Origin of the sequence: Rhizobium sp. BR 249, from assembly GCF_047445895.1 — a bacterium.
Classification (GTDB): Bacteria; Pseudomonadota; Alphaproteobacteria; order Rhizobiales; family Rhizobiaceae; genus Rhizobium.
On sequence record NZ_JARWKX010000027.1, the window covers coordinates 22,714 to 48,380 of the forward strand.

General features: G+C 61.2%; 22 protein-coding genes. 18 read left to right on the plus strand and 4 right to left on the minus strand.

Annotation, left to right across the window (positions count from 1 at the left end):
• From QD408_RS22275 to QD408_RS22350, 16 genes are all read left to right on the plus strand, one after another.
• Complete coding sequence (locus QD408_RS22275) at window positions 1-243, plus strand: hypothetical protein (RefSeq protein WP_141105683.1); 243 nt, start codon at window positions 1-3, stop codon at window positions 241-243.
• Entirely contained in the window at window positions 224-2,305 is a 2,082-nt protein-coding gene (gene nuoG / locus QD408_RS22280; protein ID WP_088685447.1) for an NADH-quinone oxidoreductase subunit NuoG, read from the plus strand. The genes QD408_RS22275 and nuoG overlap by 20 nt, the downstream gene beginning before the upstream one ends.
• A gap of 12 nt (window positions 2,306-2,317) precedes the next feature.
• The gene (gene nuoH / locus QD408_RS22285; RefSeq protein ID WP_085736875.1) at window positions 2,318-3,361 is read left to right on the plus strand and encodes an NADH-quinone oxidoreductase subunit NuoH; all 1,044 of its coding nucleotides are present in this window, start codon (window positions 2,318-2,320) and stop codon (window positions 3,359-3,361) included.
• Between the two features lie 40 nt (window positions 3,362-3,401).
• Window positions 3,402-3,893 (plus strand): NADH-quinone oxidoreductase subunit NuoI, encoded by a 492-nt coding sequence (gene nuoI, locus QD408_RS22290; RefSeq protein WP_017959943.1) that lies wholly within the window; start codon window positions 3,402-3,404, stop codon window positions 3,891-3,893.
• A gap of 144 nt (window positions 3,894-4,037) precedes the next feature.
• A complete protein-coding gene (locus tag QD408_RS22295) occupies window positions 4,038-4,652 on the plus strand; it encodes an NADH-quinone oxidoreductase subunit J (protein ID WP_088685448.1) in 615 nt (204 codons plus the stop codon).
• A gap of 23 nt (window positions 4,653-4,675) precedes the next feature.
• Window positions 4,676-4,984, plus strand: a complete 309-nt coding sequence (gene nuoK / locus QD408_RS22300; RefSeq protein ID WP_010066755.1) for an NADH-quinone oxidoreductase subunit NuoK — start codon at window positions 4,676-4,678, stop codon at window positions 4,982-4,984.
• Window positions 4,985-4,991: 7 nt separating this feature from the next.
• Window positions 4,992-6,989, plus strand: a complete 1,998-nt coding sequence (gene nuoL, locus QD408_RS22305; RefSeq protein WP_088685449.1) for an NADH-quinone oxidoreductase subunit L — start codon at window positions 4,992-4,994, stop codon at window positions 6,987-6,989.
• Window positions 6,989-8,500: an NADH-quinone oxidoreductase subunit M gene (locus QD408_RS22310; RefSeq protein ID WP_088685450.1), complete on the plus strand. Its 1,512-nt coding sequence runs from the start codon at window positions 6,989-6,991 to the stop codon at window positions 8,498-8,500. The genes nuoL and QD408_RS22310 overlap by 1 nt, the downstream gene beginning before the upstream one ends.
• An 18-nt stretch (window positions 8,501-8,518) precedes the next feature.
• Window positions 8,519-9,964, plus strand: coding sequence for an NADH-quinone oxidoreductase subunit NuoN (nuoN, locus tag QD408_RS22315; RefSeq protein ID WP_088685451.1), 1,446 nt, complete (start codon window positions 8,519-8,521; stop codon window positions 9,962-9,964).
• Window positions 9,964-10,728, plus strand: coding sequence for a biotin--[acetyl-CoA-carboxylase] ligase (locus tag QD408_RS22320; protein WP_414140793.1), 765 nt, complete (start codon window positions 9,964-9,966; stop codon window positions 10,726-10,728). The genes nuoN and QD408_RS22320 overlap by 1 nt, the downstream gene beginning before the upstream one ends.
• 17 nt (window positions 10,729-10,745) lie before the next feature.
• Window positions 10,746-12,416: a ribonuclease J gene (locus QD408_RS22325; protein WP_414140794.1), complete on the plus strand. Its 1,671-nt coding sequence runs from the start codon at window positions 10,746-10,748 to the stop codon at window positions 12,414-12,416.
• Window positions 12,417-12,418: 2 nt separating this feature from the next.
• Window positions 12,419-12,823: a methylmalonyl-CoA epimerase gene (mce, locus tag QD408_RS22330; protein WP_414140795.1), complete on the plus strand. Its 405-nt coding sequence runs from the start codon at window positions 12,419-12,421 to the stop codon at window positions 12,821-12,823.
• A gap of 201 nt (window positions 12,824-13,024) precedes the next feature.
• Window positions 13,025-13,300, plus strand: a complete 276-nt coding sequence (locus QD408_RS22335) for a DUF1467 family protein (protein WP_088685527.1) — start codon at window positions 13,025-13,027, stop codon at window positions 13,298-13,300.
• 589 nt (window positions 13,301-13,889) lie between these two features.
• Complete coding sequence (gene proS / locus QD408_RS22340; RefSeq protein WP_414140796.1) at window positions 13,890-15,212, plus strand: proline--tRNA ligase; 1,323 nt, start codon at window positions 13,890-13,892, stop codon at window positions 15,210-15,212.
• 15 nt (window positions 15,213-15,227) lie between these two features.
• Window positions 15,228-16,532: a lipoprotein-releasing ABC transporter permease subunit gene (locus QD408_RS22345; protein WP_088685456.1), complete on the plus strand. Its 1,305-nt coding sequence runs from the start codon at window positions 15,228-15,230 to the stop codon at window positions 16,530-16,532.
• A gap of 14 nt (window positions 16,533-16,546) precedes the next feature.
• Window positions 16,547-17,230 carry an ABC transporter ATP-binding protein gene (locus QD408_RS22350; protein WP_088685457.1) on the plus strand — a complete coding sequence of 228 codons (684 nt, stop codon included), beginning with the start codon at window positions 16,547-16,549 and terminating at the stop codon, window positions 17,228-17,230.
• A 16-nt stretch (window positions 17,231-17,246) separates the two neighbouring features.
• Here QD408_RS22350 and QD408_RS22355 read toward each other — a convergent pair whose 3' ends face one another.
• Window positions 17,247-17,711 carry a DUF5680 domain-containing protein gene (locus tag QD408_RS22355; protein ID WP_414140797.1) on the minus strand — a complete coding sequence of 155 codons (465 nt, stop codon included), beginning with the start codon at window positions 17,709-17,711 and terminating at the stop codon, window positions 17,247-17,249.
• A gap of 516 nt (window positions 17,712-18,227) precedes the next feature.
• Here QD408_RS22355 and dnaE point away from each other — a divergent pair.
• Window positions 18,228-21,725: a DNA polymerase III subunit alpha gene (gene dnaE, locus QD408_RS22360; RefSeq protein WP_414140798.1), complete on the plus strand. Its 3,498-nt coding sequence runs from the start codon at window positions 18,228-18,230 to the stop codon at window positions 21,723-21,725.
• Here dnaE and QD408_RS22365 read toward each other — a convergent pair whose 3' ends face one another.
• Both QD408_RS22365 and QD408_RS22370 read right to left on the minus strand, forming a co-directional pair.
• Window positions 21,726-22,970, minus strand: a complete 1,245-nt coding sequence (locus QD408_RS22365; RefSeq protein WP_414140799.1) for a L,D-transpeptidase family protein — start codon at window positions 22,968-22,970, stop codon at window positions 21,726-21,728.
• A gap of 92 nt (window positions 22,971-23,062) precedes the next feature.
• Window positions 23,063-24,352: a DNA polymerase IV gene (locus tag QD408_RS22370; RefSeq protein WP_414140818.1), complete on the minus strand. Its 1,290-nt coding sequence runs from the start codon at window positions 24,350-24,352 to the stop codon at window positions 23,063-23,065.
• A 75-nt stretch (window positions 24,353-24,427) separates the two neighbouring features.
• Between QD408_RS22370 and QD408_RS22375 the strand changes: the two genes are divergently transcribed.
• Window positions 24,428-25,015 (plus strand): N-acetyltransferase family protein, encoded by a 588-nt coding sequence (locus tag QD408_RS22375; protein ID WP_414140800.1) that lies wholly within the window; start codon window positions 24,428-24,430, stop codon window positions 25,013-25,015.
• On the opposite strand, the gene QD408_RS22380 is transcribed toward QD408_RS22375, so the two are convergent.
• Window positions 24,990-25,667 (minus strand): hypothetical protein, encoded by a 678-nt coding sequence (locus tag QD408_RS22380; RefSeq protein WP_414140801.1) that lies wholly within the window; start codon window positions 25,665-25,667, stop codon window positions 24,990-24,992. The two genes, QD408_RS22375 and QD408_RS22380, sit on opposite strands and share 26 nt — an antisense overlap.

Sequence of the window (25,667 nt, forward strand, 5' to 3'; positions counted from 1 at the left end):
ATGTCCGGCCGGATCAATCGGCCGGAAAAACGGGCAGATCGGCGGACGGGCGGGGGCCTCAAGCTGCAGATGCCGATGCGGGTTCCGGGTCTGGAATGCGCGACAGAGAATTTGGGCGACATCAGCTGCCGGCAGGACGAAAGCTCCGGCTTGGCAATGATGGTGTTGCAAAAACAGGTTTGTTTGCCGTCTTCAGGCAAACGGGAAACAGGACTGAGCGACGATGGCAAAACTGAAGATTGACGGCAACGAGATCGAAGTTCCGGATCATTTCACGCTGTTGCAGGCGTGCGAAGACGCCGGCGCCGAGGTTCCGCGCTTCTGCTTCCACGAGCGCCTGTCGGTCGCCGGCAATTGCCGCATGTGCCTTGTCGAAGTGAAGGGCGGCCCGCCGAAGCCGCAGGCCTCCTGCGCCATGAGCGTGCGCGACATCCGCGGCGGCCCGAACGGCGAACTGCCCGAGGTCTTCACCAACACGCCGATGGTCAAGAAGGCCCGCGAAGGCGTGATGGAGTTCCTGCTGATCAACCATCCGCTCGATTGCCCGATCTGTGACCAGGGCGGCGAATGCGACCTGCAGGACCAGGCGATGGCCTTCGGCATCGACACCTCGCGCTATCAGGAAGACAAGCGCGCCGTCGAGGACAAGTATATCGGACCGCTCGTCAAGACGGTCATGAACCGCTGCATTCACTGCACGCGCTGCGTTCGCTTCACTACCGAAGTCGCCGGCATCTCCGAACTCGGCCTGATCGGCCGCGGTGAAGATGCTGAAATCACCACCTATCTCGAACAGGCAATGACCTCCGAACTGCAGGGCAACGTCGTCGACCTTTGCCCGGTCGGCGCGCTCACCTCCAAGCCCTTCGCCTTCACGGCGCGCCCCTGGGAATTGAACAAGACCGAATCGATCGACGTCATGGATGCCGTCGGTTCGGCAATCCGTGTCGATACCCGTGGCCGCGAAGTCATGCGCATCCTGCCGCGCGTCAACGAAGCCATCAACGAAGAGTGGATCTCCGACAAGAGCCGCTTCATCTGGGACGGACTGAAGACCCAGCGCCTCGACCGGCCCTATGTCCGCAGCGACGGCCGCCTGCAGCCCGCTACGTGGGCCGAGGCCTTCGGCGCCATCAAGGCTGCTGTCAGCGCCACCTCAGGCGAGAAGATCGGCGCGATCGCTGGCGATCTCGCTTCCGTCGAGGAAATGTATGCGCTCGCCCAACTGGTCAAGTCGCTGGGATCTGACAATCTCGACTGTCGCCAGGATGGGACGGCACTCGATCCGTCGCTCGGCCGCGCAAGCTACCTCTTCAACCCGACCATCGCGGGCATCGACCAGGCCGACGCGCTGCTGATCATCGGCGCCAATCCGCGCTTCGAAGCGGCGATCCTCAACGCCCGTATCCGCAAGCGCTGGCGCCGCGGCAAGTTCCCCATCGGCGTGATCGGCGAGCCGGGCGAACTGCGCTACAGCTATGACTACCTCGGCGCCGGTCCCGACACGCTGAAGGATCTCGTCGATGGCGGCCATGCCTTCGCTGATGTTCTGAAGAATGCCGCAAAGCCGATGATCATCATCGGCCAGGGTGCGCTGTCGCGCAGTGACGGTGCAGGCGTTCTCGCCAGCGCTGCCAAGCTCGCGGGTTCGGTCGGCGCGGTCGTCGAAGGCTGGAACGGCTTCGCCGTCCTCCACACCGCTGCATCGCGCGTCGGCGGCCTCGACCTCGGCTTCGTGCCGGGTGCCAAGGGCGTCAATGCGGCCGAGATGCTGACTTCGATGGACGTGCTCTTCCTGCTCGGCGCCGATGAACTCGACTTCACCGCCAAGAAGGCCAAGCTCACCGTCTATATCGGCTCGCATGGCGATAACGGCGCGCATCACGCCGACGTCATCCTGCCGGCTGCGGCCTATACCGAAAAATCCGGCACCTGGGTCAACACCGAAGGCCGCGTCCAGATGGGCAACCGCGCAGGCTTCGCGCCGGGCGATGCCCGCGAGGACTGGGCGATCATCCGCGCTCTTTCGGACGTGCTCGGCAAGAAGCTTCCCTTCGATTCGCTCAATGAACTGCGTGGCCGCCTCTATGCCGCTTTCCCGCATTTTGCCGCCATCGACGAGATCGCCGAAACCGATAGCGCCCAAATTGCCGCAGTCGCGAAAAAAGCCGGCAAGATGAACAAGTCAGGGTTTGCGTCGCCGGTCAAAGACTTCTATTTGACGAACCCGATAGCGCGTGCCTCGGCTGTCATGGCCGAGTGCTCGGCATTGGCCCGCAACAACTTCAAAGTCGCGGCAGAGTAAGGGCAGGGGACTATGGATTCTTTCTTTTCGACCTATGTCTGGCCGGCGATCATCATGATCGGTCAGTCGCTGCTGCTTCTGGTCTGCCTGCTCGTCTTCATCGCCTACGTGCTGCTCGCGGACCGCAAGATCTGGGCTGCCGTGCAGCTGCGCCGGGGACCGAACGTCGTCGGTCCCTTCGGCCTGTTCCAGTCCTTCGCCGACCTCCTGAAGTTCGTCTTCAAGGAGCCGATCATCCCGGCCGGCGCCAACAAGGCGGTCTTCTTGCTGGCTCCGCTGGTTACGGTGCTTCTGGCGCTGTCGACCTGGGCGGTGGTGCCGCTTGCAGACGGATGGGTGATTGCCAACATCAATGTCGGCATTCTCTATATCTTCGCGATTTCCTCGCTCGAGGTCTACGGTATCATCATGGGCGGCTGGGCTTCGAACTCGAAGTATCCGTTCCTCGGCGCGCTGCGCTCGGCAGCACAGATGGTTTCCTATGAAGTCTCGATCGGCTTCGTCATCGTCACCGTGCTTCTTTGCGTCGGCTCGCTGAACCTGACCGATATCGTCAATGCGCAGCACACGGGCCTCGGCACCATGCTCGGCCTGCCGGCGTCGTTCCTCGACTGGCACTGGCTGTCGCTGTTCCCGATGTTCATCATCTTCTTCATTTCGGCGCTCGCCGAGACGAACCGTCCGCCTTTCGACCTTCCGGAAGCCGAATCGGAACTCGTCGCCGGCTTCATGGTCGAATACGGCTCCTCGCCATACATGATGTTCATGCTCGGCGAATATGCGGCCGTCTGCCTGATGTGCTCGCTGACGACGATCCTCTTCCTTGGCGGCTGGCTGCCCCCGGTCGATATCTGGATCCTCAACTGGGTCCCCGGCATCATCTGGTTCATGCTGAAGGCCTGCTTCGTGTTCTTCATGTTCGCGATGGTCAAGGCTTTCGTTCCCCGTTACCGCTACGACCAGCTCATGCGCCTCGGCTGGAAGGTCTTCCTGCCGCTGTCGCTCGCCATGGTCATCATCGTTGCATTCGTGCTGAAACTGATGGGATGGGCTTGATCATGTCCGCTCTCGTTTCCGGCAAAATTGGAGGTTGAAGATGGCAAGCTTGTCCGGCTCCATCAACTCGCTGTTTCTCAAGGAATTCGTCGGCGCCTTCTTTCTGTCGATGCGCTATTTCTTCCGCCAGAAGGCGACGATCAACTATCCCTTCGAAAAGGGCCCGGTTTCTCCGCGCTTCCGCGGCGAGCATGCGCTGCGCCGTTATCCGAACGGCGAGGAACGCTGCATCGCCTGCAAGCTCTGCGAGGCGATCTGTCCTGCCCAGGCGATCACCATCGAGGCCGGCCCGCGCCGCAACGACGGCACGCGCCGCACGGTGCGCTACGACATCGACATGGTGAAGTGCATCTATTGCGGCTTCTGCCAGGAAGCCTGCCCGGTCGACGCGATCGTCGAAGGGCCGAATTTCGAATTTGCGACGGAAACACGCGAAGAACTCTATTTCGACAAGGCGCGGCTTCTGGATAACGGGGACCGGTGGGAGCGCGAAATCGCGCGCAACATCGCGATCGACTCGCCGTACCGCTGATTGAGATTTTGAAATGCCGCGATGGCGCCAAGGCGCTTTCGTCGCGGTCAATATGCACAGGAGCTTTGCCGGCCAGCGCCGCGGAAAGCTCTATCGGGCAGGGAAACTCCCGGCTGCCCGGGGGAAGATGAAAAAGGCACCAACATGGGTCTGCAGGCTCTATTTTTCTATCTTTTCGCCTTTGTCGCGATAGCGTCGGCGTTCATGGTCATCTGGGCGAAGAACCCGGTTCACTCGGTTCTCTTCCTGATCCTGGTGTTCTTCAATGCGGCCGGCCTCTTCCTGCTGGCCGGGGCCGAATTCCTGGCGATGATCCTGCTCGTCGTCTATGTCGGCGCTGTCGCGGTCCTCTTCCTCTTCGTGGTGATGATGCTCGACATCGATTTCACCGAGCTTCGCGCCGGTGTTCTCGAATATGCGCCGATCGGTGCGCTGATCGGGATCATCCTCGCGGCCGAACTGATCGTCGTCATCGGCGGCAGCGTTATCTCGCCCGAGATCGCCAAATCAGTTGCCATGCCGATCCCGGCCCTTGCCGAACGCACCAATACGGCCGCTCTCGGCGACGTGCTTTACACCAACTACGTCTATTTCTTCCAGATTGCCGGCCTGGTGCTGCTGGTGGCGATGATCGGCGCGATCGTTCTGACGCTGAGGCACCGCACCAACATCAAGCGACAGAATATCTCCAGGCAGGTTGCCCGCACGCCCGCCACCGCCGTCGAGGTGGTGTCGGTCAAGCCCGGGCAGGGCGTCTAAAGGCAGGTCAAGGAACAAAGAACATGGTCATCGGACTTTCCCACTACCTGACGGTCAGCGCCATCCTCTTCACGCTCGGCGTCTTCGGCATCTTCCTGAACCGCAAGAACGTCATCGTCATCCTGATGTCGGTCGAACTGATCCTGCTTGCCGTCAATATCAACATGGTCGCCTTCTCTCACTTCCTGAACGACATCGTCGGCCAGGTCTTCGCGCTGTTCATCCTGACGGTCGCGGCTGCCGAAGCGGCGATCGGTCTTGCAATTCTCGTTGTCTTCTACCGCAACCGCGGCTCGATCGCGGTCGAAGACGTCAATATGATGAAGGGCTGAGTGGCTCATGTTCCTCTATAAGGCTATCGTCTTTCTTCCCTTGATCGGTGCGATCATCGCCGGCCTTTTCGGCCGCGCGATCGGCGCCAAGGCTTCGGAATATGTCACCAGCGGCCTGATGATTATCGCCGCCATCCTGTCCTGGGTCGTCTTCTTCAACGTCGGCATGGGCCATCTCGAAGGCGGCCCGATCAAGGTCGAGGTGCTGCGCTGGATCCAGTCCGGCGGCATCGACGTCTCCTGGTCGCTGCGCGTGGATACGCTGACCTCGGTCATGCTGATCGTCGTCAATACGGTCTCGACGCTAGTGCATGTCTATTCGATCGGCTACATGCACACCGATCCGCATCGCCCGCGCTTCTTTGCCTATCTCTCGCTCTTCACCTTCGCTATGCTGATGCTGGTGACTTCGGACAACCTTGCCCAGATGTTCTTCGGCTGGGAAGGCGTCGGTCTTGCCTCCTATCTGCTGATCGGTTTCTGGTTCAAGAAGCCGTCGGCGACGGCTGCGGCGATGAAGGCCTTCATCGTCAACCGCGTCGGCGACTTCGGCTTCGTGCTCGGCATTGCCGGCGTCTTCGTGCTGTTCGGCTCGATCAATCTCGACACGATCTTCGCCAACGCCTCGAACTTCGCCCCGCATGAAGGCGGCGAGGCCGGCGAAGCGATCCTCAATCTCTTCGGCATGCAGCTCGACAAGGCGCATGCGCTGACCGGCATCTGCCTGCTGCTCTTCATGGGTGCGATGGGCAAGTCGGCGCAGTTCCTGCTCCACACCTGGCTGCCTGACGCCATGGAAGGCCCGACCCCGGTCTCGGCTCTCATCCATGCGGCTACGATGGTTACTGCCGGCGTCTTCCTCGTTGCCCGCATGTCGCCGCTCTTCGAACTGTCGCACGATGCGCTTACGGTCGTCACGGTGATCGGCGCGATCACCGCCTTCTTCGCGGCAACCGTCGGCCTCGTGCAGAACGACATCAAGCGTGTCATCGCCTATTCCACCTGCTCGCAGCTCGGCTACATGTTCGTGGCGCTCGGGGTAGGGGCCTATGGCGCGGCGATCTTCCATCTCTTCACGCATGCCTTCTTCAAGGCGCTGCTCTTCCTTTGCGCCGGCTCGGTCATCCACGCTGTCGATGGCGAGCAGGACATGCGCTACATGGGTGGCCTGCGGCCGCACATCAAGGTGACTTTCTGGATGATGATCATCGGCACGCTGGCGATCACCGGCGTCGGCATTCCCTTCACGCCGATCGGTTTTGCCGGCTTCTTCTCCAAGGACGTGATCATCGAGGCGACCTATGCATCGCACTCGCCGGTTGCGGGCTTTGCCTTCTCGCTGCTGGTCATCGCGGCTCTGTTCACGAGCTTCTATTCCTGGCGCCTGATCTTCATGACCTTCTTCGGCAAGCCGCGCGCTTCGCACGAGGTCATGCATCACGTTCACGAGTCGCCCCAGGTCATGCTGGTTCCGCTCTACATCCTCGCCATCGGCGCGATCGTGGCCGGCTTCCTGTTCGAAGGCCGCTTCTACGGCGAGGAATACGCGGAGTTCTGGAAGGGCGCTCTCTTCACCGGTGCCGAGAACGAGCTCGTCGAAGAGTTCCACCACGTTCCGGCGCTCGTGGCTCTGAGCCCCTTCATTTCCATGGTGCTCGGCTTCGTCATTGCCTGGTACATGTATATCCGCTCGCCGCAGACGCCGCGCATCCTCGCGCAGCAGCATCGCGTGCTCTATCAGTTCCTGCTGAACAAGTGGTACTTCGACGAACTTTACGACTTCCTCTTCGTCCGTACCGCGCGAGCTCTCGGCCGCTTCCTGTGGAAGAAGGGTGATGTGGGCGTCATCGATACGTACGGCCCGAACGGCGTGGCCGCCCGCGTCGTCGCCGTCACCGACCGCGTGGTCCGCCTGCAGACCGGTTACCTCTATCACTACGCCTTCGCCATGCTGATCGGCATTGCGGCGCTCGTTACCTGGATGATGCTCGGGAGTTCCTTCTGATGACCGATTGGCCTATTCTTTCAACGGTCACCTTCCTGCCGCTCGTCGGTGTCGTGCTCCTGTTGCTGATGAACGGCGAGAGTGAAAGCGGCCGCAAGAACGTGCTGTGGATCTCGCTGATCACGACGGTCTTTACCTTCGTCGTCTCGCTTTTCATCTGGACCAGCTTCGACAATGCCAATCCGGGCTTCCAGATGATCGAGAAGCACAATTGGCTCGGCACCGGCATCGGCTACCATGTCGGCGTCGACGGCATCTCGATGCTGTTCGTCATCCTCTCGACCTTCCTCATGCCCTTCTGCGTGCTGGCGAGCTGGCTCTCGATCGAGAAGCGCCTGAAGGAATACATGATCGCCTTCCTCATCCTCGAAACGATGATGATCGGCGTCTTCGTCTCGCTCGATATCGTGCTCTTCTACGTCTTCTTCGAGGCGGGCCTCATTCCGATGTTCCTGATCATCGGCGTCTGGGGCGGCAAGGACCGCGTCTACGCGAGCTACAAGTTCTTCCTCTACACTCTGCTCGGCTCGGTGCTGATGCTGCTCGCCATCATGGCGATGTACTGGCAGGCCGGCACGACCGACATCACCGCGCTGCTCGCCTACAAGTTCCCGCCGGCGATGCAGACCTGGTTGTGGCTCGCCTTCTTCGCCTCCTTCGCGGTGAAGATGCCGATGTGGCCGGTCCATACCTGGCTTCCGGATGCCCACGTTCAGGCGCCGACGGCAGGCTCAGTGATCCTGGCCGGCGTGTTGCTGAAGCTCGGCGGCTACGGTCTCATCCGCTTCTCGCTCGGCATGTTCCCCGTCGCCTCCGATTATTTCGCGCCGTTCGTCTTCGCTTTGTCCGTCATCGCCATCATCTACACCTCCCTGGTGGCGATGATGCAGGACGACATCAAGAAGCTGATCGCCTATTCCTCGGTGGCGCACATGGGCTATGTGACCATGGGCATTTTCGCCGCCAACATGCAGGGCGTTCAGGGCTCGATCTTCCAGATGCTGTCGCACGGCATTGTCTCCGGCGCGCTCTTCCTCTGCGTCGGCGTCGTCTACGACCGCACCCACACCCGCGAGATCAACGCCTATGGCGGCCTCGTCAACAACATGCCGAAATATGCCGTGGCGATGATGGTCTTCACCATGGCCAATGTCGGGCTTCCCGGCACGTCGGGCTTCATCGGCGAATTCCTCACGCTGATCGGCGTCTTTCGGGTCAATACCTGGGTTGCGCTCTTTGCCGCCACCGGCGTCATCCTCTCGGCCGCCTACGCGCTCTGGCTCTATCGCCGGGTGATCTTCGGCGCGCTGGAGAAGGAAAAGCTGAAGGCATTGCTCGATCTTTCGCCACGCGAGCAGCTGATCCTCTATCCGCTGGTCGCACTGACCATCTTCTTCGGCGTTTACCCGGCTCCGGTCTTCGATGCGACGGCCGCCTCGGTGGATCTGCTGGTCAACAACTACACGGCCGCCGTGCACGCAGCGCAGAATGTTGCGCTGTCTATGAAATGATGACGGGACTTATCGGACATGACCGCTGAAACAATTCTCCTCAGTCTGCATCTTTCCGCGCCGGAGCTCATCCTCGCGGTCGGCGCCCTTGTCTTGTTGATGGTCGGCGTCTTCTCGGGCGAGCGGTCGGGCCCCGTCGTCACCGGCCTTGCCATCGTCCTGTTCCTGGCTTCCGGCCTGTGGCTGCTCTTCGTGCCGGCGGAAGGCCTTGCCTTCGGCGGCGTCTACATGGCCGATGGCTTCTCGCGCTTCATGAAACTGGTGGCACTGATCGGTTCGCTGGTCGCCCTGTTCATGACGATCGGTCACGCACGCGAAAACCAGCTCGACAAGTTCGAGTTCCCGGTTCTGCTGGTGCTCGCGACCCTCGGCATCCTGCTGATGATTTCGGCCAACGACCTGATCTCGCTCTATCTCGCGCTGGAACTGCAGTCGCTGGCGCTCTACGTCGTCGCTGCCATCAACCGCGACAGCCTGAAGTCGACCGAAGCCGGCCTGAAATATTTCGTCCTCGGTGCACTGTCCTCCGGCATGCTGCTCTATGGCATGTCGCTGGTCTATGGCTTCACCGGCCACACCCACTTCTCCGAAATCGCCCAGGCGCTTTCCGTCGAGGGCGCGCGTTCGCTCGGCCTCGTCTTCGGCCTGGTCTTCATTCTCGCCGGCATCGCCTTCAAGATTTCGGCCGTTCCCTTCCACATGTGGACGCCTGATGTTTACGAAGGTGCGCCGACCCCGGTCACCGCTTTCTTCGCGGCAGCTCCCAAGGTCGCTGCCATGGCGATGATGACCCGCATCGTCATCACCGCCTTCCAGCCGGTGCTGGCGGACTGGCAGCAGGTCGTCGTCTTTATCTCGATCGCCTCGATGCTGCTCGGCTCCTTTGCCGCGATCGGCCAGAAGAACATCAAGCGACTGATGGCCTATTCCTCGATCGGCCATATGGGCTATGCGCTTGTCGGCCTTGCTGCCGGCAACCAGACCGGTGTCTCCGGCGTCATGCTTTACATGGTCATCTACATGATCATGACGCTCGGTACCTTTGCGATCATCATGTCGATGCGCCGCAAGGACGGCACGATGGTCGAGAATGTCAACGATCTCGCCGGCCTGTCTACCACGAACCCGTTCATGGCCGTGGTGCTGACGGCGCTGATGTTCTCGCTTGCCGGCATCCCGCCGCTTGCCGGCTTCTTCGCGAAGTATTTCGTCTTCGTCGCCGCGATCGAGGCAAAGCTCTATGCGCTCGCCATCATCGGCGTTCTCGCCTCGGTCGTCGGCGCCTATTACTACCTGCGCGTCATCAAGCTGATGTGGTTCGATGAGGCCACCGGCGAATTCGCGCGTGTCTCCGGCGCGTTGCGCCTGGTCTTCGGTCTCTCCGGCCTCTTCGTCACCGCCTATGTTCTCATCGGCGGCCCGATCGGCGGCGCGGCAGAGCTTGCCGCCGCGACGCTCTTCTGATGGCCTCCGACGGACGGCGCCGGATATCGCTCGGCGATATCAGGCATGAGGCTCTGTCGGAAACATCGTCCACCAACAGCGAATGCCTCGCCCGGGCTCGGGCGGGCGATGGCGGAAACCTCTGGATAACCGCCGGCAGGCAAACCGGCGGCCGCGGCCGCCGGGGCAGGCTTTGGGTTTCCGAACCCGGCAACCTCTACGCCTCTCTTCTTCTCATCGATCCGGCGCCGATGGAGCGCCTCGGCTCTTTGCCGCTGGCAGTCGCCGTCGCCGTACACCAGGCGATCCGCCAGGTGCTGCCGCCCGGCGCCGAGCCGCTCGAGGTCAAATGGCCGAACGATATTCTCATCGGTCGGAAGAAGACCTGCGGCATCCTCGTCGAAGGCGAGGGACTGCCGGATGGGCGTTATGCGCTGATCGTCGGCATCGGCATCAATGTCTCGGTGATGCCCGATAATCCGCTCTATCCCGTCACCTGCCTGCGCGAGCAGGGGAGTGCGGCTTCGCCGGAGGAACTCTTCGCCCACCTCTTCGCCGCGATGGCCGATGTGCTCGATATATGGGATGAGGGACGCGGCATCGGCGCGATTACGGAGCTTTGGCGCGCCATCGCCTGCGGCGTCGGCGAAAAGATCACGGTCAATTTACCGGACCGGTCGATTTCCGGACAATTCGCCGGGATTGATGATAATGGCTTGTTGATGCTCGATACCGGCGCTGGCAGGATGATGTCCATTGCCGCCGGTGATGTGTTTTTTGGATAGCGGAAAAAACGAAAATTATGGCGAAACAGGATGAACTGGTGTTCCTGCCTTTAGGCGGCGTTGGCGAGATCGGCATGAATCTCGCTCTTTATGGCTACGGCCCGCCCGAGCATCGCCAGTGGATCATGGTCGATTGCGGCGTCACTTTTCCCGGACCTGACCTGCCGGGCGTCGACCTCGTGCTGCCCGATATCCGCTTCCTCGCCAGCGAGCGCAAGAACCTCAAGGCGATCATCATCACCCATGCGCACGAAGACCATTACGGGGCGCTTGCCGATCTCTGGCCCGGCCTCAATGTACCGGTCTTTGCCTCGGCCTTTACCTCGGGCCTGCTCGAAGCCAAGCGCAATTTTGAGAAGGCTACGATCGGCGAAGTGCCGGTGACGCCGTTCAAGGCAGGCGATACGATCAATGTCGGCCCCTTCAGCATCGAAGGTGTGGCCGTCAACCATTCGATTCCCGAGCCGATGTCGCTGATGATTCGCACGCCGGCCGGCAATGTCATCCATACCGGCGACTGGAAGATCGACCACGAGCCTTCGCTCGGGCCGCTGACCGATGAGACGCGCTTCCGCCAGCTTGGCGACGAGGGCGTGCTGGCCTTGATGTGCGATTCCACCAATGCGCTGCGTGACGGTGTTTCGCCCTCGGAGAAGGATGTTTCGGAAAGCCTGCGCAAGATCATCGAGGATGCCGAGGGCCGGGTGGCGATCACCACCTTCTCGTCGAATGTCGGGCGCATCCGCACTGTCGCCGAGGCTGCCGAGGCGGCTGGCCGCGAAGTGCTGTTGCTCGGCAGCTCGCTGAAGCGCGTCGTCGACGTCGCCCAGGATATCGGCTTGATGGACGGCGTGAAGCCCTTCATCTCCGAGGAGGAATACGGTTATATCCCGCGCGACAAGGTGGTTGTCATCCTGACCGGCAGCCAGGGCGAGGCGCGGGCGGCACTTGCGAAGCTTTCCCGTGACGAGATGCGCAATGTGGCATTTGCGGCAGGCGATATCGTCGTCTTCTCCTCGCGCGCTATTCCCGGCAATGAGAAAGCGATCCAGGACATCAAGAACGGCCTTGTCGAGCAGGGCGTGCACATCATCACCGATACCGAGGCGCTGGTCCATGTTTCCGGCCATCCGCGCCGTAACGAATTGCAGAGGATGTACGAGTGGACACGGCCGAAGATCGTGGTTCCCGTGCATGGTGAGGCGACGCATCTGACGGCGCATAAGGAACTTGCCGAACAATCCGGTATTGCGATCGTGCCGCGCGTGCGCAACGGCGATATTCTGCGGTTGGCGCCCGGGCCTGTGGAGGTGATCGGCGAGGCGCCGCATGGCCGCATCTACAAGGACGGCATGCTGATCGGCGATTTCGACGAGATGGGCATCGGCGAGCGCAAGAAGCTCTCCTATGTCGGCCATGTCGCGGTCAACATCGTGCTCGACGCCCGCTACGACATCATCGGCGATCCCGATCTCGTTTCGATCGGCTTGCCGGTCTATGACGACGAGGGCGAGGAGATGGAAGATACGCTCTACGACGCGGCGATCGGCGCCATCGAGAGCATTCCGCGTGCCCGCCGTAAGGATATCGACATGCTGCAGGAAGCCGTGCGCCGCGCCGTTCGCGCCGCCGCGAACCATGCCTGGGGCAAGAAGCCTCTCGTCACCGCCTTCGTCACCAAGGTCTGATCATGCTCGGCCGGGTGAACCATATCGCCATCGCCGTTCCCGATCTCGCCGCAGCGGCGGCCAGCTATCGCGATACGCTGGGGGCTGTGGTATCACAGCCGCAGGCCCTGCCGGAGCACGGCGTTACCGTCGTCTTCGTCGAACTGCCGAACACCAAGGTCGAATTGCTGCAGCCGCTTGGGCAGAACTCGCCGATCGCGGCCTTTCTCGAAAAGAACCCGTCGGGGGGCATGCATCACATCTGCTACGAGGTGGAGGATATCCTTCTCGCCCGTGATCGGCTGATCGAAGCCGGCGCAAGGGTGCTCGGCGATATCAAGCCGAAGACCGGCGCGCACGGCAAGCCGGTCCTTTTTTTGCACCCCAAGGATTTCTTCGGCACGCTGATCGAACTCGAACAGGTCTGAGCGCTGCGGCAGAGTGACCTAAAGACGGCCAAAGGTGTCGTTCTCTTTGAGTTGGTCGCCGTTTCGCCGTATAAGGGCGCTCCAGACAATCCGTCGAAAACGCGCTGCGTTTTCCAAGGACCGGCTGAAAGAAGAGATGGAGCATTTCCGCCACGTGAGAACGGAATGCTTCGCCGCCGATGCGGCTTAACGGGAATGATGATGCTCCAGATTTTTCTCCAGGGATTTGCCGTCTATTTCATCATCTGGTGGATGACGCTTTTCGCCGTCCTGCCGATCGGCCTGCGCACCCAGGCCGAGGATAATGACGTGGTGCTTGGCACCGTTCCGAGCGCGCCCACCCGATTTCGCGCCGGCTTCGTCTTTTCCCTGACGACGCTGATTTCTGCAATGATCTACGGCGCCTGGTATGTCTCCGACACCTATTTCGGCTGGGGCTTCGATGCCCTTCCACAATTGGGGCCGAGCTTCTACTAAGAAGTAGCTTTTGCTCAAAGTTTGAGCAGATGTAAATTCGAGAGACGGTATACCGTCATACCAGTGTCATATTGTTACGGCAAAGAGCTTCCGTAACGGAATGAGGCCATATCCCCCTATGAGAGATGGTCGGATTTTTGGATCTGTGGAAGGCGGAAAACCAAAAAAAAACAAGGCTAAAAGCCTTGTTTTAAGTATCGCGTGATCTGTAACCGTTGCCGGGGCTGCGACGAGCGCGCCTAAGATCTGATCCTCCCAAGACTTGACCGCGAAATGGCAAGAATTAACCTCCTTGCCTGTTTTGTGAGCTAAAGCTAGCTCAAACATTGGGCTTTGTCATTACCTTTTTTTGCATTTTTGCTACACTCTAGCAAAATTTTTCTGTTGACAAGATTTTCGTTCAAACCCTTATAAATACGCGCTTTTTCACGTCCTTCCATTTTGCGGGTGCGAACATGCGCCTCGGGGAGGCTGCCAGCGTCCGTTGCGGGTTTCCTTCCTGCCGCGAAGCGGCTATGAACGCTCCCGACATTAACAATTGTCTTCGATTCCGCTTCTCCGCGGGATCTCAACTGGTCCGGAATCCGCCATGCGTCTGTCCCGCTTCTTCATGCCCATTCTCAAGGAAAACCCCAAGGAGGCAGAAATCGTCTCCCATCGGCTCATGCTGCGCGCCGGCATGATCCGCCAGCAGTCGCAGGGCATCTATTCCTGGCTGCCGTTGGGTAAGAAGGTTCTCGACAAGGTCAACAATATTATCCGCGACGAGCAGAACCGCGCCGGCGCCATCGAGCTTTCCATGCCGACCCTGCAGTCGGCCGATCTCTGGCAGGAAAGCGGCCGCTATGATGCTTACGGCAAGGAAATGCTGCGCATCAAGGACCGCCAGGACCGGCCGATGCTCTACGGCCCCACCAACGAGGAGATGGTGACGGATATTTTCCGCTCCTCCGTCAAGTCCTATAAGGACCTGCCGCTCAATCTCTATCACATCCAGCTGAAGTTCCGTGACGAGATCCGGCCGCGCTTCGGCACCATGCGCTCGCGCGAATTCATGATGAAGGACGCCTATTCCTTCGATCTGACCCGCGAAGGGGCGGAGCATTCCTACAACAAGATGTTCGCCGCATACCTCAGAACCTTCGATCGGCTTGGCCTGCGCGCCATTCCAATGCGCGCCGATACCGGCCCGATCGGCGGCAATCTGAGCCATGAATTCATCATCCTCGCCGATACCGGCGAATCCGAAGTCTTCTGCCACAAGGACTTCGTCGGTTTCGATATCCCCGGCGAAAACACCGATTTCGACAGCGTCGAAGGCCTGAAGGCGATCTTCGACAAGTGGACCTCGCTTTATGCGGCGACCTCGGAAATGCACGACGAGGCGGCCTTCAACGCCGTTCCCGAAGGCGAGCGTCTTTCGGCACGCGGCATCGAAGTCGGCCACATCTTCTATTTCGGCACGAAATATTCCGAGCCGATGGGCGCGAAAGTGCAGGGGCCTGACGGCAAGGAACACTTCGTTCACATGGGTTCTTACGGCATCGGCCCCACACGCCTTGTTCCCGCCATCATCGAAGCATCGCATGATGACAACGGAATCATCTGGCCGGCATCGGTCGCGCCCTTCGATGTCGTCGTGATCAACATGAAGGCGGGCGATCAGGCCTGCGACGATACCTGCGAGCTGATCTATGCCGCGCTGAGCAAGGCCGGCAAGGATGTGCTCTATGACGATACCGACGACCGGGCCGGCACGAAATTCGCGACCGCCGACCTGATCGGGGTGCCTTTCCAGATCATCGCTGGCCCGCGTGCGGTCGCAAACGGCGAAGTCGAGGTGAAGGACCGCAAGACCGGCGCGCGCGAAACGATGACCATCGAAGCGGCGATCAACAGGTTCGTGGCTTAAGGAAACGGAGGCGAAATGGCAGAGGCAGCAGTGGACCGGAGTTCCAAATCCGGCTTGGGTCCGGCTGGCAAGCCATTTTCCACCTTCGAACGCCTCGTGGCGTGGCGCTATCTGCGCGCCCGCCGCAAGGAGGCCTTCATATCGGTGATCGCCGGCTTCTCCTTCGTCGGCATCATGCTCGGCGTGGCGACGCTCATCATCGTCATGGCCGTCATGAATGGCTTCCGCACCGAGCTCGTCTCGCGCATCCTCGGCATCAACGGTCATATGATCGTGCAGCCGGTCGACGGGCCTTTCACCGACTATGCCGACCTTGCCGGCAGGTTCGCCGCCGTGCCCGGCGTCAAGATGGCGCTGCCTTTGGTGGAAGGCCAGGTGCTCGCCTCCGCCCAGGCCGGCGGCAGCACCGGCGCGCTGGTGCGCGGAGCCCGCGCCGACGATCTGACCAAGCTCAAGACGATTTCCGAAAACATCAAATCGGGCGACATGGTGGGCTATGCCTCCGGTGAAGGCGTGTTGATCGGCACCCGCATGGCCGATCAGCTCGGTCTGCGCGTCGGTGACCTGATTACGCTGACGTCGCCGGATGGTGACATTACGCCGATGGGCGTCAGCCCGCGCGTCAAGTCCTACAAGATCTCCGGCCTCTTCGAGATCGGCATGTCGGAATATGATTCCTCGATCATCTTCATGCCGCTCGAGGAGGCGCAGCTTTACTTCAATGCCGAAGGGCTGGTGCAGTCGATCGAGCTCTTCGTCGACAACCCCGACGATATCGACAATCTGAGGCCCAAGGTGGAAGAAGCGGCCGGCCGCCAGATCGCCATTACCGATTGGCGCCAGCGCAACCAGACCTTCTTCTCGGCGCTCCAGGTCGAACGCAACGTCATGTTCATGATTCTGACGCTGATCGTGCTTGTCGCGGCGCTGAACATCATTTCCGGCCTCATCATGCTGGTGAAGGACAAGGGCAGCGATATCGCCATCCTGCGCACCATGGGCGCCAGCGCCGGCGCGATCATGCGCATCTTCTTCATGACCGGGGCGGCGATCGGCATCGTCGGCACGCTTGCGGGCGTGCTGCTCGGCGTTCTCGTCTGCGTCAACATCGAATCCATCCGCCAGTTCTTTTCCTGGATCTCCGGCACCGTAATCTTCAATCCGCAGGTCTATTTCCTCAGCCAGCTGCCGGCCGAGATGGATATCAGCGAAACGATCTCGGTGGTCGTCATGGCGCTCAGCCTCTCCTTCATCGCGACCATCTTCCCGGCCTGGCGCGCCTCCAGGCTCGATCCGGTGCAGGCCCTGCGCTACGAATAAGGAATGCCGCCTTCATGAAACGCAACGTCGTTCTCAAGCTTACCGGCGTCGAGCGCCATTACGGGCAGGGCGATACGCTGCTCGCCATCCTGAAAGGCGCGGATTTCTCGCTGTCGAAAGGCGAGATGGTCGCGCTCGTTGCTCCCTCCGGCACCGGCAAATCGACGCTGCTGCATGTCGCGGGTCTGCTCGAACATCCCGACGGCGGTGAAGTCACCATCAATGGCCACGCCTGCGACGGCCTTTCCGACGAGAAGCGTACCGCGATCCGCCGCAGCGAGATCGGCTTCGTCTACCAGTTCCACCATCTCCTGCCGGAATTTTCGGCGCTCGAAAACATCATGATGCCGCAGCTGATCGCCGGGCTGTCCTGGAAGGAAGCCGGCGAGCGGGCCGGCCAGCTTCTCGATTACATGCGCATCGGCCATCGTGGCGCCCATCGCCCCGGCGAACTTTCCGGCGGCGAACAGCAGCGCGTCGCGATCGCCCGGGCCGTCGCCAATGCGCCGAGCTTGCTTCTGGCCGACGAGCCAACCGGCAATCTCGACCCGGAAACGGCAGCTTACGTCTTCGACGCGCTGGAGGCGCTGGTGCGCCAATCCGGCCTCGCCGCCCTCATCGCCACCCACAATCACGAACTCGCCCGTCGCATGGACCGGCGCGTGACGATCTCGGACGGCAAGATCGTCGACTTCTAGCGCATCGGCCCAGCGATCAGGGGATGACCAGCCCGCCGCGATAGTCGAGCGCATAGGCCTTGCGGCCGCCGACCATGATGCATTGATGGCCGTTGAACCGGTCGCAGCCGCCTTCGCTGCGGTCGATATAACGGCCGAGTGGATGATCGAATTCCATTCCGCCAAGAAACCGGCCTTCCCGATACATTGCCGAGAGCGCCGCCTTGATCACCGTTCCGGCCGCACTGCCGTCGATGAGATCGGGCGCGATGACGCAGCCGAAATAATTCATCGCCCAGATGGGTTCATCGGCAAACCACACCACTTCCTGGCCGGCGAAATCCGTGCCGCCGAAATAACTGTCGAGATAGCGCCAGTCGCCGCTGAAATAGCCGATATCATGAGCACCCGGCCGGCAGGGCAGGCGAGGCACACCACCCCCGACGTAGGTCGCGGCCTTGGCCTCGACAATGAAGCCGTGCAGCATCGCGCTATCGAGCATTATCATCCTCCTCCCCTGACTCATCTGAATTGATATAACAGGACGGTTAGAACATAAGAAGAACAAAATGGCGAGCGGCGCTTTGTTCCTCTGGGGCACACGCGTCCGACATTGGACGATCCGCGCCGATCCGTCCCGGGTTGGGAATGCCAGGCGCGGTTGCCGGGTATATTCAACGCCGGCATCGAGGCCGCGCGCGATTCGCAGCACGCGACGGGCATTTTTCAAACGCAAGTACGGAGGAAAAGATTCCTGTTGACATGCGAACATATATGGAACAAATTAAAAACATAACGAGTAAAGGAGAGCCAAATGACTGACATGATCCGTGATATCGCAGCATTCACCTCCATCGCAATGTTCGTTGCCAGCTTCTCGCTTATCGTCATCGCGATCTAAAGTTTTCAGGGGATCGCATGGCAGTCATGCGGTTCGGACGCGGGACTTCTTCTGGACATCATCGCCCTCAATGCCGACAATGCGTCCGATTCATTCGGGTGATTGGGAAGGCATATCATGGCGGAGACGGCAAAGGGTTCAACGGGTGAGGCGACCGGCGGCACGCCGGGCTTCATCCACCTAAGGGTCCACTCCGCCTATTCGCTTCTCGAGGGCGCGCTGCCTCTGAAGAAGATCCTTTACAAGGCGACCGGCGACAGCCAGCCGGCGATCGCCATCACCGATACCAACAATCTGTTCATCGCGCTGGAATTCTCTCAGAAGGCGATGGACGAGGGCCTGCAGCCGATCATCGGCTGCCAGGTCTCGATCGACATGGAAGACGGGCTGGAAACGGAAAAGCGCGGCGGCCAGCAGGCGGTGATCAAGCTGCCGTCGATCGTTCTTCTCGCCGCTACGGACGCCGGTTACGAACGCCTCGTCGATCTCGTCAGCCGCGCCTATCTCGGCGGCGAGGGCAATCAGGCCATCCATATCAGGGCCTCTTGGCTGGAGGAGGCAGGGACCGAAGGGCTGATCGCTCTGACCGGCGCCCTGACCGGGCCGGTCGATGCGGCGCTCAAGGACGGCCATCCCGCCCAGGCGGAAGTCCGGTTGCTCGCGCTGAAACGCCTCTTCGGCGACAGGCTCTATGTCGAGCTGCAGCGGCACGGCACCTACGACAAGCGGCACGAACAAAAAATTGTTGGGCTGGCCTATGCCCATGACCTGCCGCTGGTTGCGACCAACGAAGCCTTCTTCCCGGCGCGCGACGACTACGACGCCCATGACGCGCTGATGGCGGTTGCGCACAACGCCATCGTTTCCGACGACAGCCGCTTTCGCCTGACGCCGGATCATTACCTGAAGAGCCGGGCCGAAATGGCCAAGCTTTTTGCCGACCTGCCGGAAGCGCTGGAGAATACGATCGAGATTGCCAGGCGCTGCTCCTTCGTGCTGAAGACGCGAAAGCCGATCCTGCCGCGCTTCACCGGCGCCACCGACGATGCCGAGGAGGCCGAGCGCGCCGAGGCCGGCGAATTGCGCCGCCAGGCGGTCGAAGGGCTCGATATGCGGCTTGCCACGCTCGGCATGTCGCCGGGCTACGAAGAAAAGGATTATCGCGAGCGGCTGGAATTCGAGCTCAGCGTCATCGAGCGTATGCGCTTCCCCGGCTACTTCCTGATCGTTTCCGACTTCATCAAATGGGCCAAGCAGCATGATATTCCGGTCGGTCCGGGCCGCGGGTCCGGCGCGGGCTCGCTGGTCGCTTATGCGCTGACGATCACCGACGTCGATCCGTTGCGTTTCTCGCTGCTCTTCGAGCGCTTCCTCAATCCGGAACGCGTCTCGATGCCGGACTTCGACATCGACTTCTGCCAGGATCGCCGCGAAGAGGTGATCCGTTACGTTCAGGCCAAGTATGGCCGTGAGCAGGTGGCGCAGATCATCACCTTCGGTTCGCTGCAGGCGCGTGCCGCCCTTCGCGATGTCGGCCGCGTGCTGGAAATGCCCTACGGCCAGGTCGACAAGATCTGCAAACTCGTGCCGAACAATCCGGCCAATCCGACGCCGCTCTCCAAGGCGATCGAGGAGGAGCCGAAGCTGCAGGAGGAGGCGGCGAAAGAGCCGGTGGTCGCGCGCCTGCTCGACATCGCCCAGAAGATCGAAGGGCTTTATCGCCACGCCTCGACGCATGCCGCCGGCATCGTCATCGGCGACCGGCCGCTTTCCAAGCTGGTGCCGATGTATCGCGATCCGCGCTCCGACATGCCGGTCACCCAGTTCAACATGAAGTGGGTGGAGCAGGCCGGCCTCGTCAAATTCGACTTCCTCGGCCTGAAGACGCTGACGGTATTGAAGGTCGCCGTCGATTTCGTTGCCAAGCGCGGCATCAATGTCGATCTCGCCGCCATTCCTCTCGACGACAAACTGACCTACGAGATGCTGTCACGCGGCGAGACGGTCGGTGTGTTCCAGGTGGAAAGTGCCGGCATGCGCAAGGCGCTGATCGGCATGAAGCCGGACTGCATCGAGGACATCATCGCGCTGGTGGCGCTTTACCGTCCCGGCCCGATGGAGAACATCCCGACCTACAATGCCCGCAAGCACGGCGATGAGGAGCTGGAATCGATCCATCCGATGATCGACCACCTGCTCAAGGAAACGCAGGGCGTTATCGTCTACCAGGAACAGGTGATGCAGATCGCCCAGGTCCTGTCGGGCTATTCGCTTGGCGAAGCCGACCTTCTGCGCCGCGCCATGGGTAAGAAGATCAAGGCGGAGATGGACCAGCAGCGCGAACGCTTCGTCGTCGGCGCCGTCAAGAATGGCGTATCGAAGCCGCAGGCCGACAACATCTTCGAACTCTTGGCGAAGTTCGCAAACTACGGCTTCAACAAGTCGCACGCCGCCGCTTACGCGATCGTCTCCTACCAGACGGCCTACATGAAGGCGCATTATCCGGTCGAATTCCTCGCCGCCTCGATGACGCTCGATATGTCCAACACGGAAAAGGTCAATGATTTCCGTCAGGACGCCAAGCGCCTCGGCATCGAGGTGATCGCGCCCTCGGTGCAGACCTCCTTCCGTCATTTCGAGACCGGCGACAATCGCATCTATTACGCGCTGGCCGCCCTCAAAGGCGTCGGCGAATCCGCCGTCGACCACATCGTCGAGGTGCGCGGCGACAAGCCTTTTGCCGGCATCGAGGATTTCTGCCTGCGCATCGATCCGCGCCAGGTGAACCGCCGCGTGCTCGAAAGCCTGATCTATGCCGGCGCCTTCGATTGTTTCGGCACCGACCGCGCCCAGTTGGCCGCCGGCCTTGATCGCATTCTCGGTTATGCCCAGCGCGCCCAGGAAAACAAGCTGAGCGGCCAGTCGGACATTTTTGGCAGCGCACTCAACTCAGGCCCGGAGAAGATCTCCTTGCCGCCCTATTCCCCTTGGCTGGCTTCGGAGCGGCTGCTCAAGGAATTCCAGGTGCTGGGCTTCTATCTCACCGCCCACCCGCTCGATTCCTACAGCAACATCCTGCAGAAGATGCGCGTGCAGACCTTTGCCGAGTTTTCTCAGGCGATCAAACAAGGCGCCGCCAATGCGCGCCTTGCCGGCACCGTCATCTCGAAGCAGGAGCGCAAGACCCGCACCGGCAACAAAATGGGCATCATCGTCTTTTCCGATTCCTCGGGCCAGTTCGAGGCGGTGCTGTTTTCGGAGATGCTGAACCAGTATCGCGACGTGCTCGAGTCCGGAAAATCCTTCCTGCTGACCGCGACCGGGGAGGAGCGGCCGGAGGGTATCGGTTTGCGCATCCAGACGATCCAGTCGCTGGAGGAAAAGTCGCTGCAGATGCAGAAGGCGCTGCGCGTCTATGTCAGAGATTCCGGGCCGCTGAAAATGGTGGCCGGCCATCTCAACGCCAAGGGCGACGGCCTCGTTTCCTTCATCGTCATCAAGGAAGAGGGCAAACGCGAGGTGGAAGTGGCGCTGCCGGAGAAATACCGCATCACGCCTGAGATCGCCGCCGCTCTTCGCGCCGCTCCTGGTGTCATCGACGTCGAGCTCGTCTGATTACCCACGGGTGATCGTGATGAAATCCGTGCCTTCCCCGGTCTCCGGGCCGACGCCGGTATCGGAGATCGTCAGGGTCGAGCCTGGCGCGATCAGTGCGTCGATCTTGCGGCGGGTTTCCTCCGGAATCGCGATGCGGCTGAGCGACCGGGCGATCGGTTTGCCCGCGAGGATCGAGCTTTCCTGATTGGTGATGCCGAGCCGCTTCATCGTCTCGCGGGAGAGATTGTTCGCAAGCGTCACGCCGAGCCAGTCGGCCGTGCCGGCCGTTTCATCGATCGCATGCAGCGTCAGGAAATGCGTGCCGAGCGCCAGGCCCGGATCGGCGATCATCACCGGCGCTTCGAAGATCGGCTTGAAGGCCCGCCGCACCATGATGACGCCGTTCGGCGGTTCACCCTTGCCGGCCGCCGCATAGACCGATTTGAGCAGCGTGTCGGAGATCAGGCTCCTGTCGCCGGCAAATTCCGCCGGCCGCAGCGTCTTGAAAGCCCTGATCGCCTCCACCGTCGTCGGGCCGAGCAGCCCGTCCGGGTCGCCGGCGGAAAAGCCGAGCTGGTTGAGAAGGGCCTGGATGTCGATCACCGTCTCGCGCAAGGTCCGGCGCGTGATGAGCATGCTGATCGGCTCGGACGGCGGCTCGGCTTCCGGGGCTGCGACCGGCATCGGCATTGCAGCCGTGTCGTTCATCGCCACCTGTACCGGTGCCTCGCGGCTGTGCGGTATGGAGGGCCGCAGTTCGACATCCGAAAGCAGCGGCATTGCCGCCGGCGCGTCCGGACGGAAAAGATTGGGATGGTCGATCGGCTGCGGCGCCAATTCGCCATCGCTGATGATGACGGGGATGCCGGCCTCGGTCATTCCGTAGAGCATCTTGGCGAAGGCGCCGGGCATGCGCACGCAGCCATGCGATGCCGGATAGCGCGGCACCGAATTGGATTCGTGCAGCGCAATGCCGGACCATGTCAGCCGCTGCATGAAAGGCATCGGCGCGTTCGAATAGAGATTGGATTCGTGGTATTTCTGCTTTTCGAGCACTGAAAAGATGCCGCTCGGCGTCGTGTGGCCGTCCTTGCCGGTCGAGACCTTCGAGGTCGCGACGACCTCGGTGCCGTCATAGACCGCGAGCGACTGCTTGTTCTTCGAGACGAAGATCTGCAGCGTGCGCACATCCGCGGCAAGAGCAGGGTGCACGAGTGCGGTGGCCGACAGCAAGCCGAGGCCGAAGACGAGACGCGAGAACATGATACCCAACCATACGCAATACTGGTCCGGCACATTATGGGACGAAGTTTAAGGAAGATTTTAAAGCCGGGAGCGTGAGCTCGCCTCACGGTTTAGTGATCGCGCTTGCTGCCGAAGGTATAGCCGGTCTCGACCGTGTTCTTGCCGAACTTGTCCCGCAGCTTGTCCATCGCCGCTTCGGCAGCCGCCCGCCGGCCCGATTGCCGGTCGATGAGATCAGGGGGATCTGCGCGGGCGGCGTCGCCGAGATCGGTAACGCCGATGCCGAGCAGCCGGAATTTCGTGCCGTCCGTTTCCTTTTCGAGAAGCTCGAGCCCGATGCGGAAGATCCTGTCGGCAAGCTGGGTCGGGTCTTCGAGCTTGCGGTTGCGGGTGCGTATCTTGAAATCGGCGCTCTTCAGCTTGAGGACCACGGTCTGGCCGGCGATATCGCTTTTCTTCAGCCGCCAGGAGACCTTTTCGGAAAGGTTGCGCAGGATCGGGACCAGGTCGTCATGGCGCGAGATGTCGTCGAAGAAGGTCGTCTCGGCCGAAACGCTCTTCGCCGCATCGTTGAGATGCACCTCACGATCGTCGATGCCGCGCGACAGCCGGGCGAGCCGCTGGCCGATGCTGCCATAGCGGCGCATCAGGTCGTTCTCCTCCATCTGCTGCAACTGGCCGATCGTGCGGATGCCGTCCGCCTCCAGCGTCGCCGCAAAGGCCTTGCCGACGCCCCAGATCGTGGTGACGGGACGCGGCGCCAGGAATTCCACCGCTTCCTCGCGGCCGATGACGGAAAAGCCGCGTGGTTTCTGCAGGTCGGAAGCGACCTTGGCGAGAAATTTGCAGTAGGAAAGCCCGACCGAAACGGTAATGCCGATTTCCTTTTCGATGCGGCGCGCAAATTTGGCGAGCGTGCGCGCCGGTGGATCGTGATGCAGTCTCTCCGTGCCGCCAAGTTCAAGGAAGGCTTCGTCGATCGACAGCGGCTGCACCAGCGGCGTCAGATCCTGCATCAGCGCTCGCACCTGGCGCCCGACCCGGACATATTTCTCCATGTCCGGGCGGATGACGACCGCCGCAGGGCATGCCTCCAGCGCCTTGAACATCGGCATGGCCGAACGCACACCATGGATACGGGCGATATAGCAGGCGGTGGAGACGACGCCGCGTTTGCCGCCGCCGACGATGACCGGCTTGTCGGCAAGCTCCGGATTATCGCGTTTTTCGATGGCTGCGTAGAAGGCATCGCAATCGATATGGGCAAGCGTCAACGCGTAGAGTTCGCGATGTCGCACGAGGCGGGGGCTGCCGCAGGAAATACAGCGGCGCGTCTCGCCCTTCTGCTCGGCAAGGCAGTCGCGACAGAAGCCGGGTGTCTTGTCGGGCGCGGGCGTCATGGTGAGAACAAAGGTTGAACGCGGCGACACTACGCCTTAAGCTTCCGAGTCACAAGAGAGGGCTGAGCTTTGCCTTTGGATAACGAACTTCGTTTTAAGCCGGTGACGCGGGAACGTTGGGATGATTTCGAAATCCTCTTCGGCCCGCAGGGCGCATTCTGCAATTGCTGGTGCGTCGCGCTACGCCTGCCGCATGCGGTGAGGACGGAAATGTCGGCCGAGGAGCGTAAGACGCATATGCGGGAACGGATCGAGTCGGGTCCGCCGCCGGGCATTCTCTGTTACGCCGATGGTGCGCCGGCCGCCTGGGTGCAGGTGGGGCCGCGCTATGACGTGCCGCAGTTCAATTCGCCGCGCACGGTCTCGCGGCCGCTGGAGGAGGGCGATGCGCATGATCCATCCGTCTGGGCCGTCAGTTGCTTCTTCCTACTGCCGAAACTGCGCGGCAGGGGATTAAGCCACCGCCTGCTCGCCGGCGCGATCGAGCAAGCCCGACGCCACGGCGCGCGGCTTCTCGAAGCCTGTCCGATCGATCATGTGAAACAGTCGAAATCCGTGACGCTCTGCATCGGCTCGACGGCGATTTTCGATGCCGCCGGCTTCGAGACGGTGGCAAGGCGAAAGGATGGCCGTCCGCTCATGCGGCTGGAGCTGCGCGATTGACCGTGCCGGAAAGGAAATGTGCCTCGATGAGTTCGGCCACATCAGCCCAGTCGGTGGCCCGGGTGATGTCCTCGGCCGCTGCCGGCGCGAAACGATGGACCGGCGAGTCCGGCATCAGGTGAATGAGCAGGCAATCGGCGACGTGATCCCTGACGGAATGCAGATTGCGCGCCATATCATCGATGAAGACGACAGGAAGGGAGCGGCTGGCATGCAATGCGTGAACGATCGGTCCTTTGGGCTGTTCGCTGGCAAGCAGCGGAAAGAGAAGGCCCGTCCTGTCAAGCAGACGGCGGCGTTGATCCTGGAACCGCGGCTGCATCGCCGTCAGAAAAAGGATATCGGCCACTTCCGAAAGCTGGCCGAGCGTCTCGACGACACGGTCGAGCGGGGTCTGCCACTGCTCCTGCGCTTCGAAAAATGCGTCGATCAGCCGGCTGACCTGTTGCTCCTCGACCTCCACCCCATCTGCCTTCGAGACGATGTTGCCGTGAAGCCGGAACGAGCGCGGCAGGAACTCAAGACCCTGGCTTTGAAGGAAAAGCTGGAAGGGACCGATGAACTGCAGCACGACATCGTCGACGTCGCAGACGATCAGCGGCCGTTCACCGAGGCGGATGTGCGAGATGTCGAGTTCCGTTACGCCAGTCAC

What these genes read in the sequence shown, in the direction of transcription:
- QD408_RS22310 (WP_088685450.1), top strand. Translation starts at nt 6,989, where the DNA reads ATGACCGATTGGCCTATTCTTTCAACGGTCACCTTCCTGCCGCTCGTC.
- QD408_RS22350 (WP_088685457.1), top strand. Translation starts at nt 16,547, where the DNA reads ATGAAACGCAACGTCGTTCTCAAGCTTACCGGCGTCGAGCGCCATTAC.
- QD408_RS22325 (WP_414140794.1), top strand. Translation starts at nt 10,746, where the DNA reads ATGGCGAAACAGGATGAACTGGTGTTCCTGCCTTTAGGCGGCGTTGGC.
- QD408_RS22365 (WP_414140799.1), bottom strand. Translation starts at nt 22,970, where the DNA reads ATGTTCTCGCGTCTCGTCTTCGGCCTCGGCTTGCTGTCGGCCACCGCA.
- nuoK (WP_010066755.1), top strand. Translation starts at nt 4,676, where the DNA reads ATGGTCATCGGACTTTCCCACTACCTGACGGTCAGCGCCATCCTCTTC.
- QD408_RS22345 (WP_088685456.1), top strand. Translation starts at nt 15,228, where the DNA reads ATGGCAGAGGCAGCAGTGGACCGGAGTTCCAAATCCGGCTTGGGTCCG.
- QD408_RS22320 (WP_414140793.1), top strand. Translation starts at nt 9,964, where the DNA reads ATGGCCTCCGACGGACGGCGCCGGATATCGCTCGGCGATATCAGGCAT.
- nuoH (WP_085736875.1), top strand. Translation starts at nt 2,318, where the DNA reads ATGGATTCTTTCTTTTCGACCTATGTCTGGCCGGCGATCATCATGATC.
- mce (WP_414140795.1), top strand. Translation starts at nt 12,419, where the DNA reads ATGCTCGGCCGGGTGAACCATATCGCCATCGCCGTTCCCGATCTCGCC.
- nuoG (WP_088685447.1), top strand. Translation starts at nt 224, where the DNA reads ATGGCAAAACTGAAGATTGACGGCAACGAGATCGAAGTTCCGGATCAT.
- QD408_RS22275 (WP_141105683.1), top strand. Translation starts at nt 1, where the DNA reads ATGTCCGGCCGGATCAATCGGCCGGAAAAACGGGCAGATCGGCGGACG.
- nuoL (WP_088685449.1), top strand. Translation starts at nt 4,992, where the DNA reads ATGTTCCTCTATAAGGCTATCGTCTTTCTTCCCTTGATCGGTGCGATC.
- QD408_RS22295 (WP_088685448.1), top strand. Translation starts at nt 4,038, where the DNA reads ATGGGTCTGCAGGCTCTATTTTTCTATCTTTTCGCCTTTGTCGCGATA.
- QD408_RS22370 (WP_414140818.1), bottom strand. Translation starts at nt 24,352, where the DNA reads ATGACGCCCGCGCCCGACAAGACACCCGGCTTCTGTCGCGACTGCCTT.
- proS (WP_414140796.1), top strand. Translation starts at nt 13,890, where the DNA reads ATGCGTCTGTCCCGCTTCTTCATGCCCATTCTCAAGGAAAACCCCAAG.
- nuoI (WP_017959943.1), top strand. Translation starts at nt 3,402, where the DNA reads ATGGCAAGCTTGTCCGGCTCCATCAACTCGCTGTTTCTCAAGGAATTC.
- QD408_RS22355 (WP_414140797.1), bottom strand. Translation starts at nt 17,711, where the DNA reads ATGCTCGATAGCGCGATGCTGCACGGCTTCATTGTCGAGGCCAAGGCC.
- dnaE (WP_414140798.1), top strand. Translation starts at nt 18,228, where the DNA reads ATGGCGGAGACGGCAAAGGGTTCAACGGGTGAGGCGACCGGCGGCACG.
- nuoN (WP_088685451.1), top strand. Translation starts at nt 8,519, where the DNA reads ATGACCGCTGAAACAATTCTCCTCAGTCTGCATCTTTCCGCGCCGGAG.
- QD408_RS22335 (WP_088685527.1), top strand. Translation starts at nt 13,025, where the DNA reads ATGCTCCAGATTTTTCTCCAGGGATTTGCCGTCTATTTCATCATCTGG.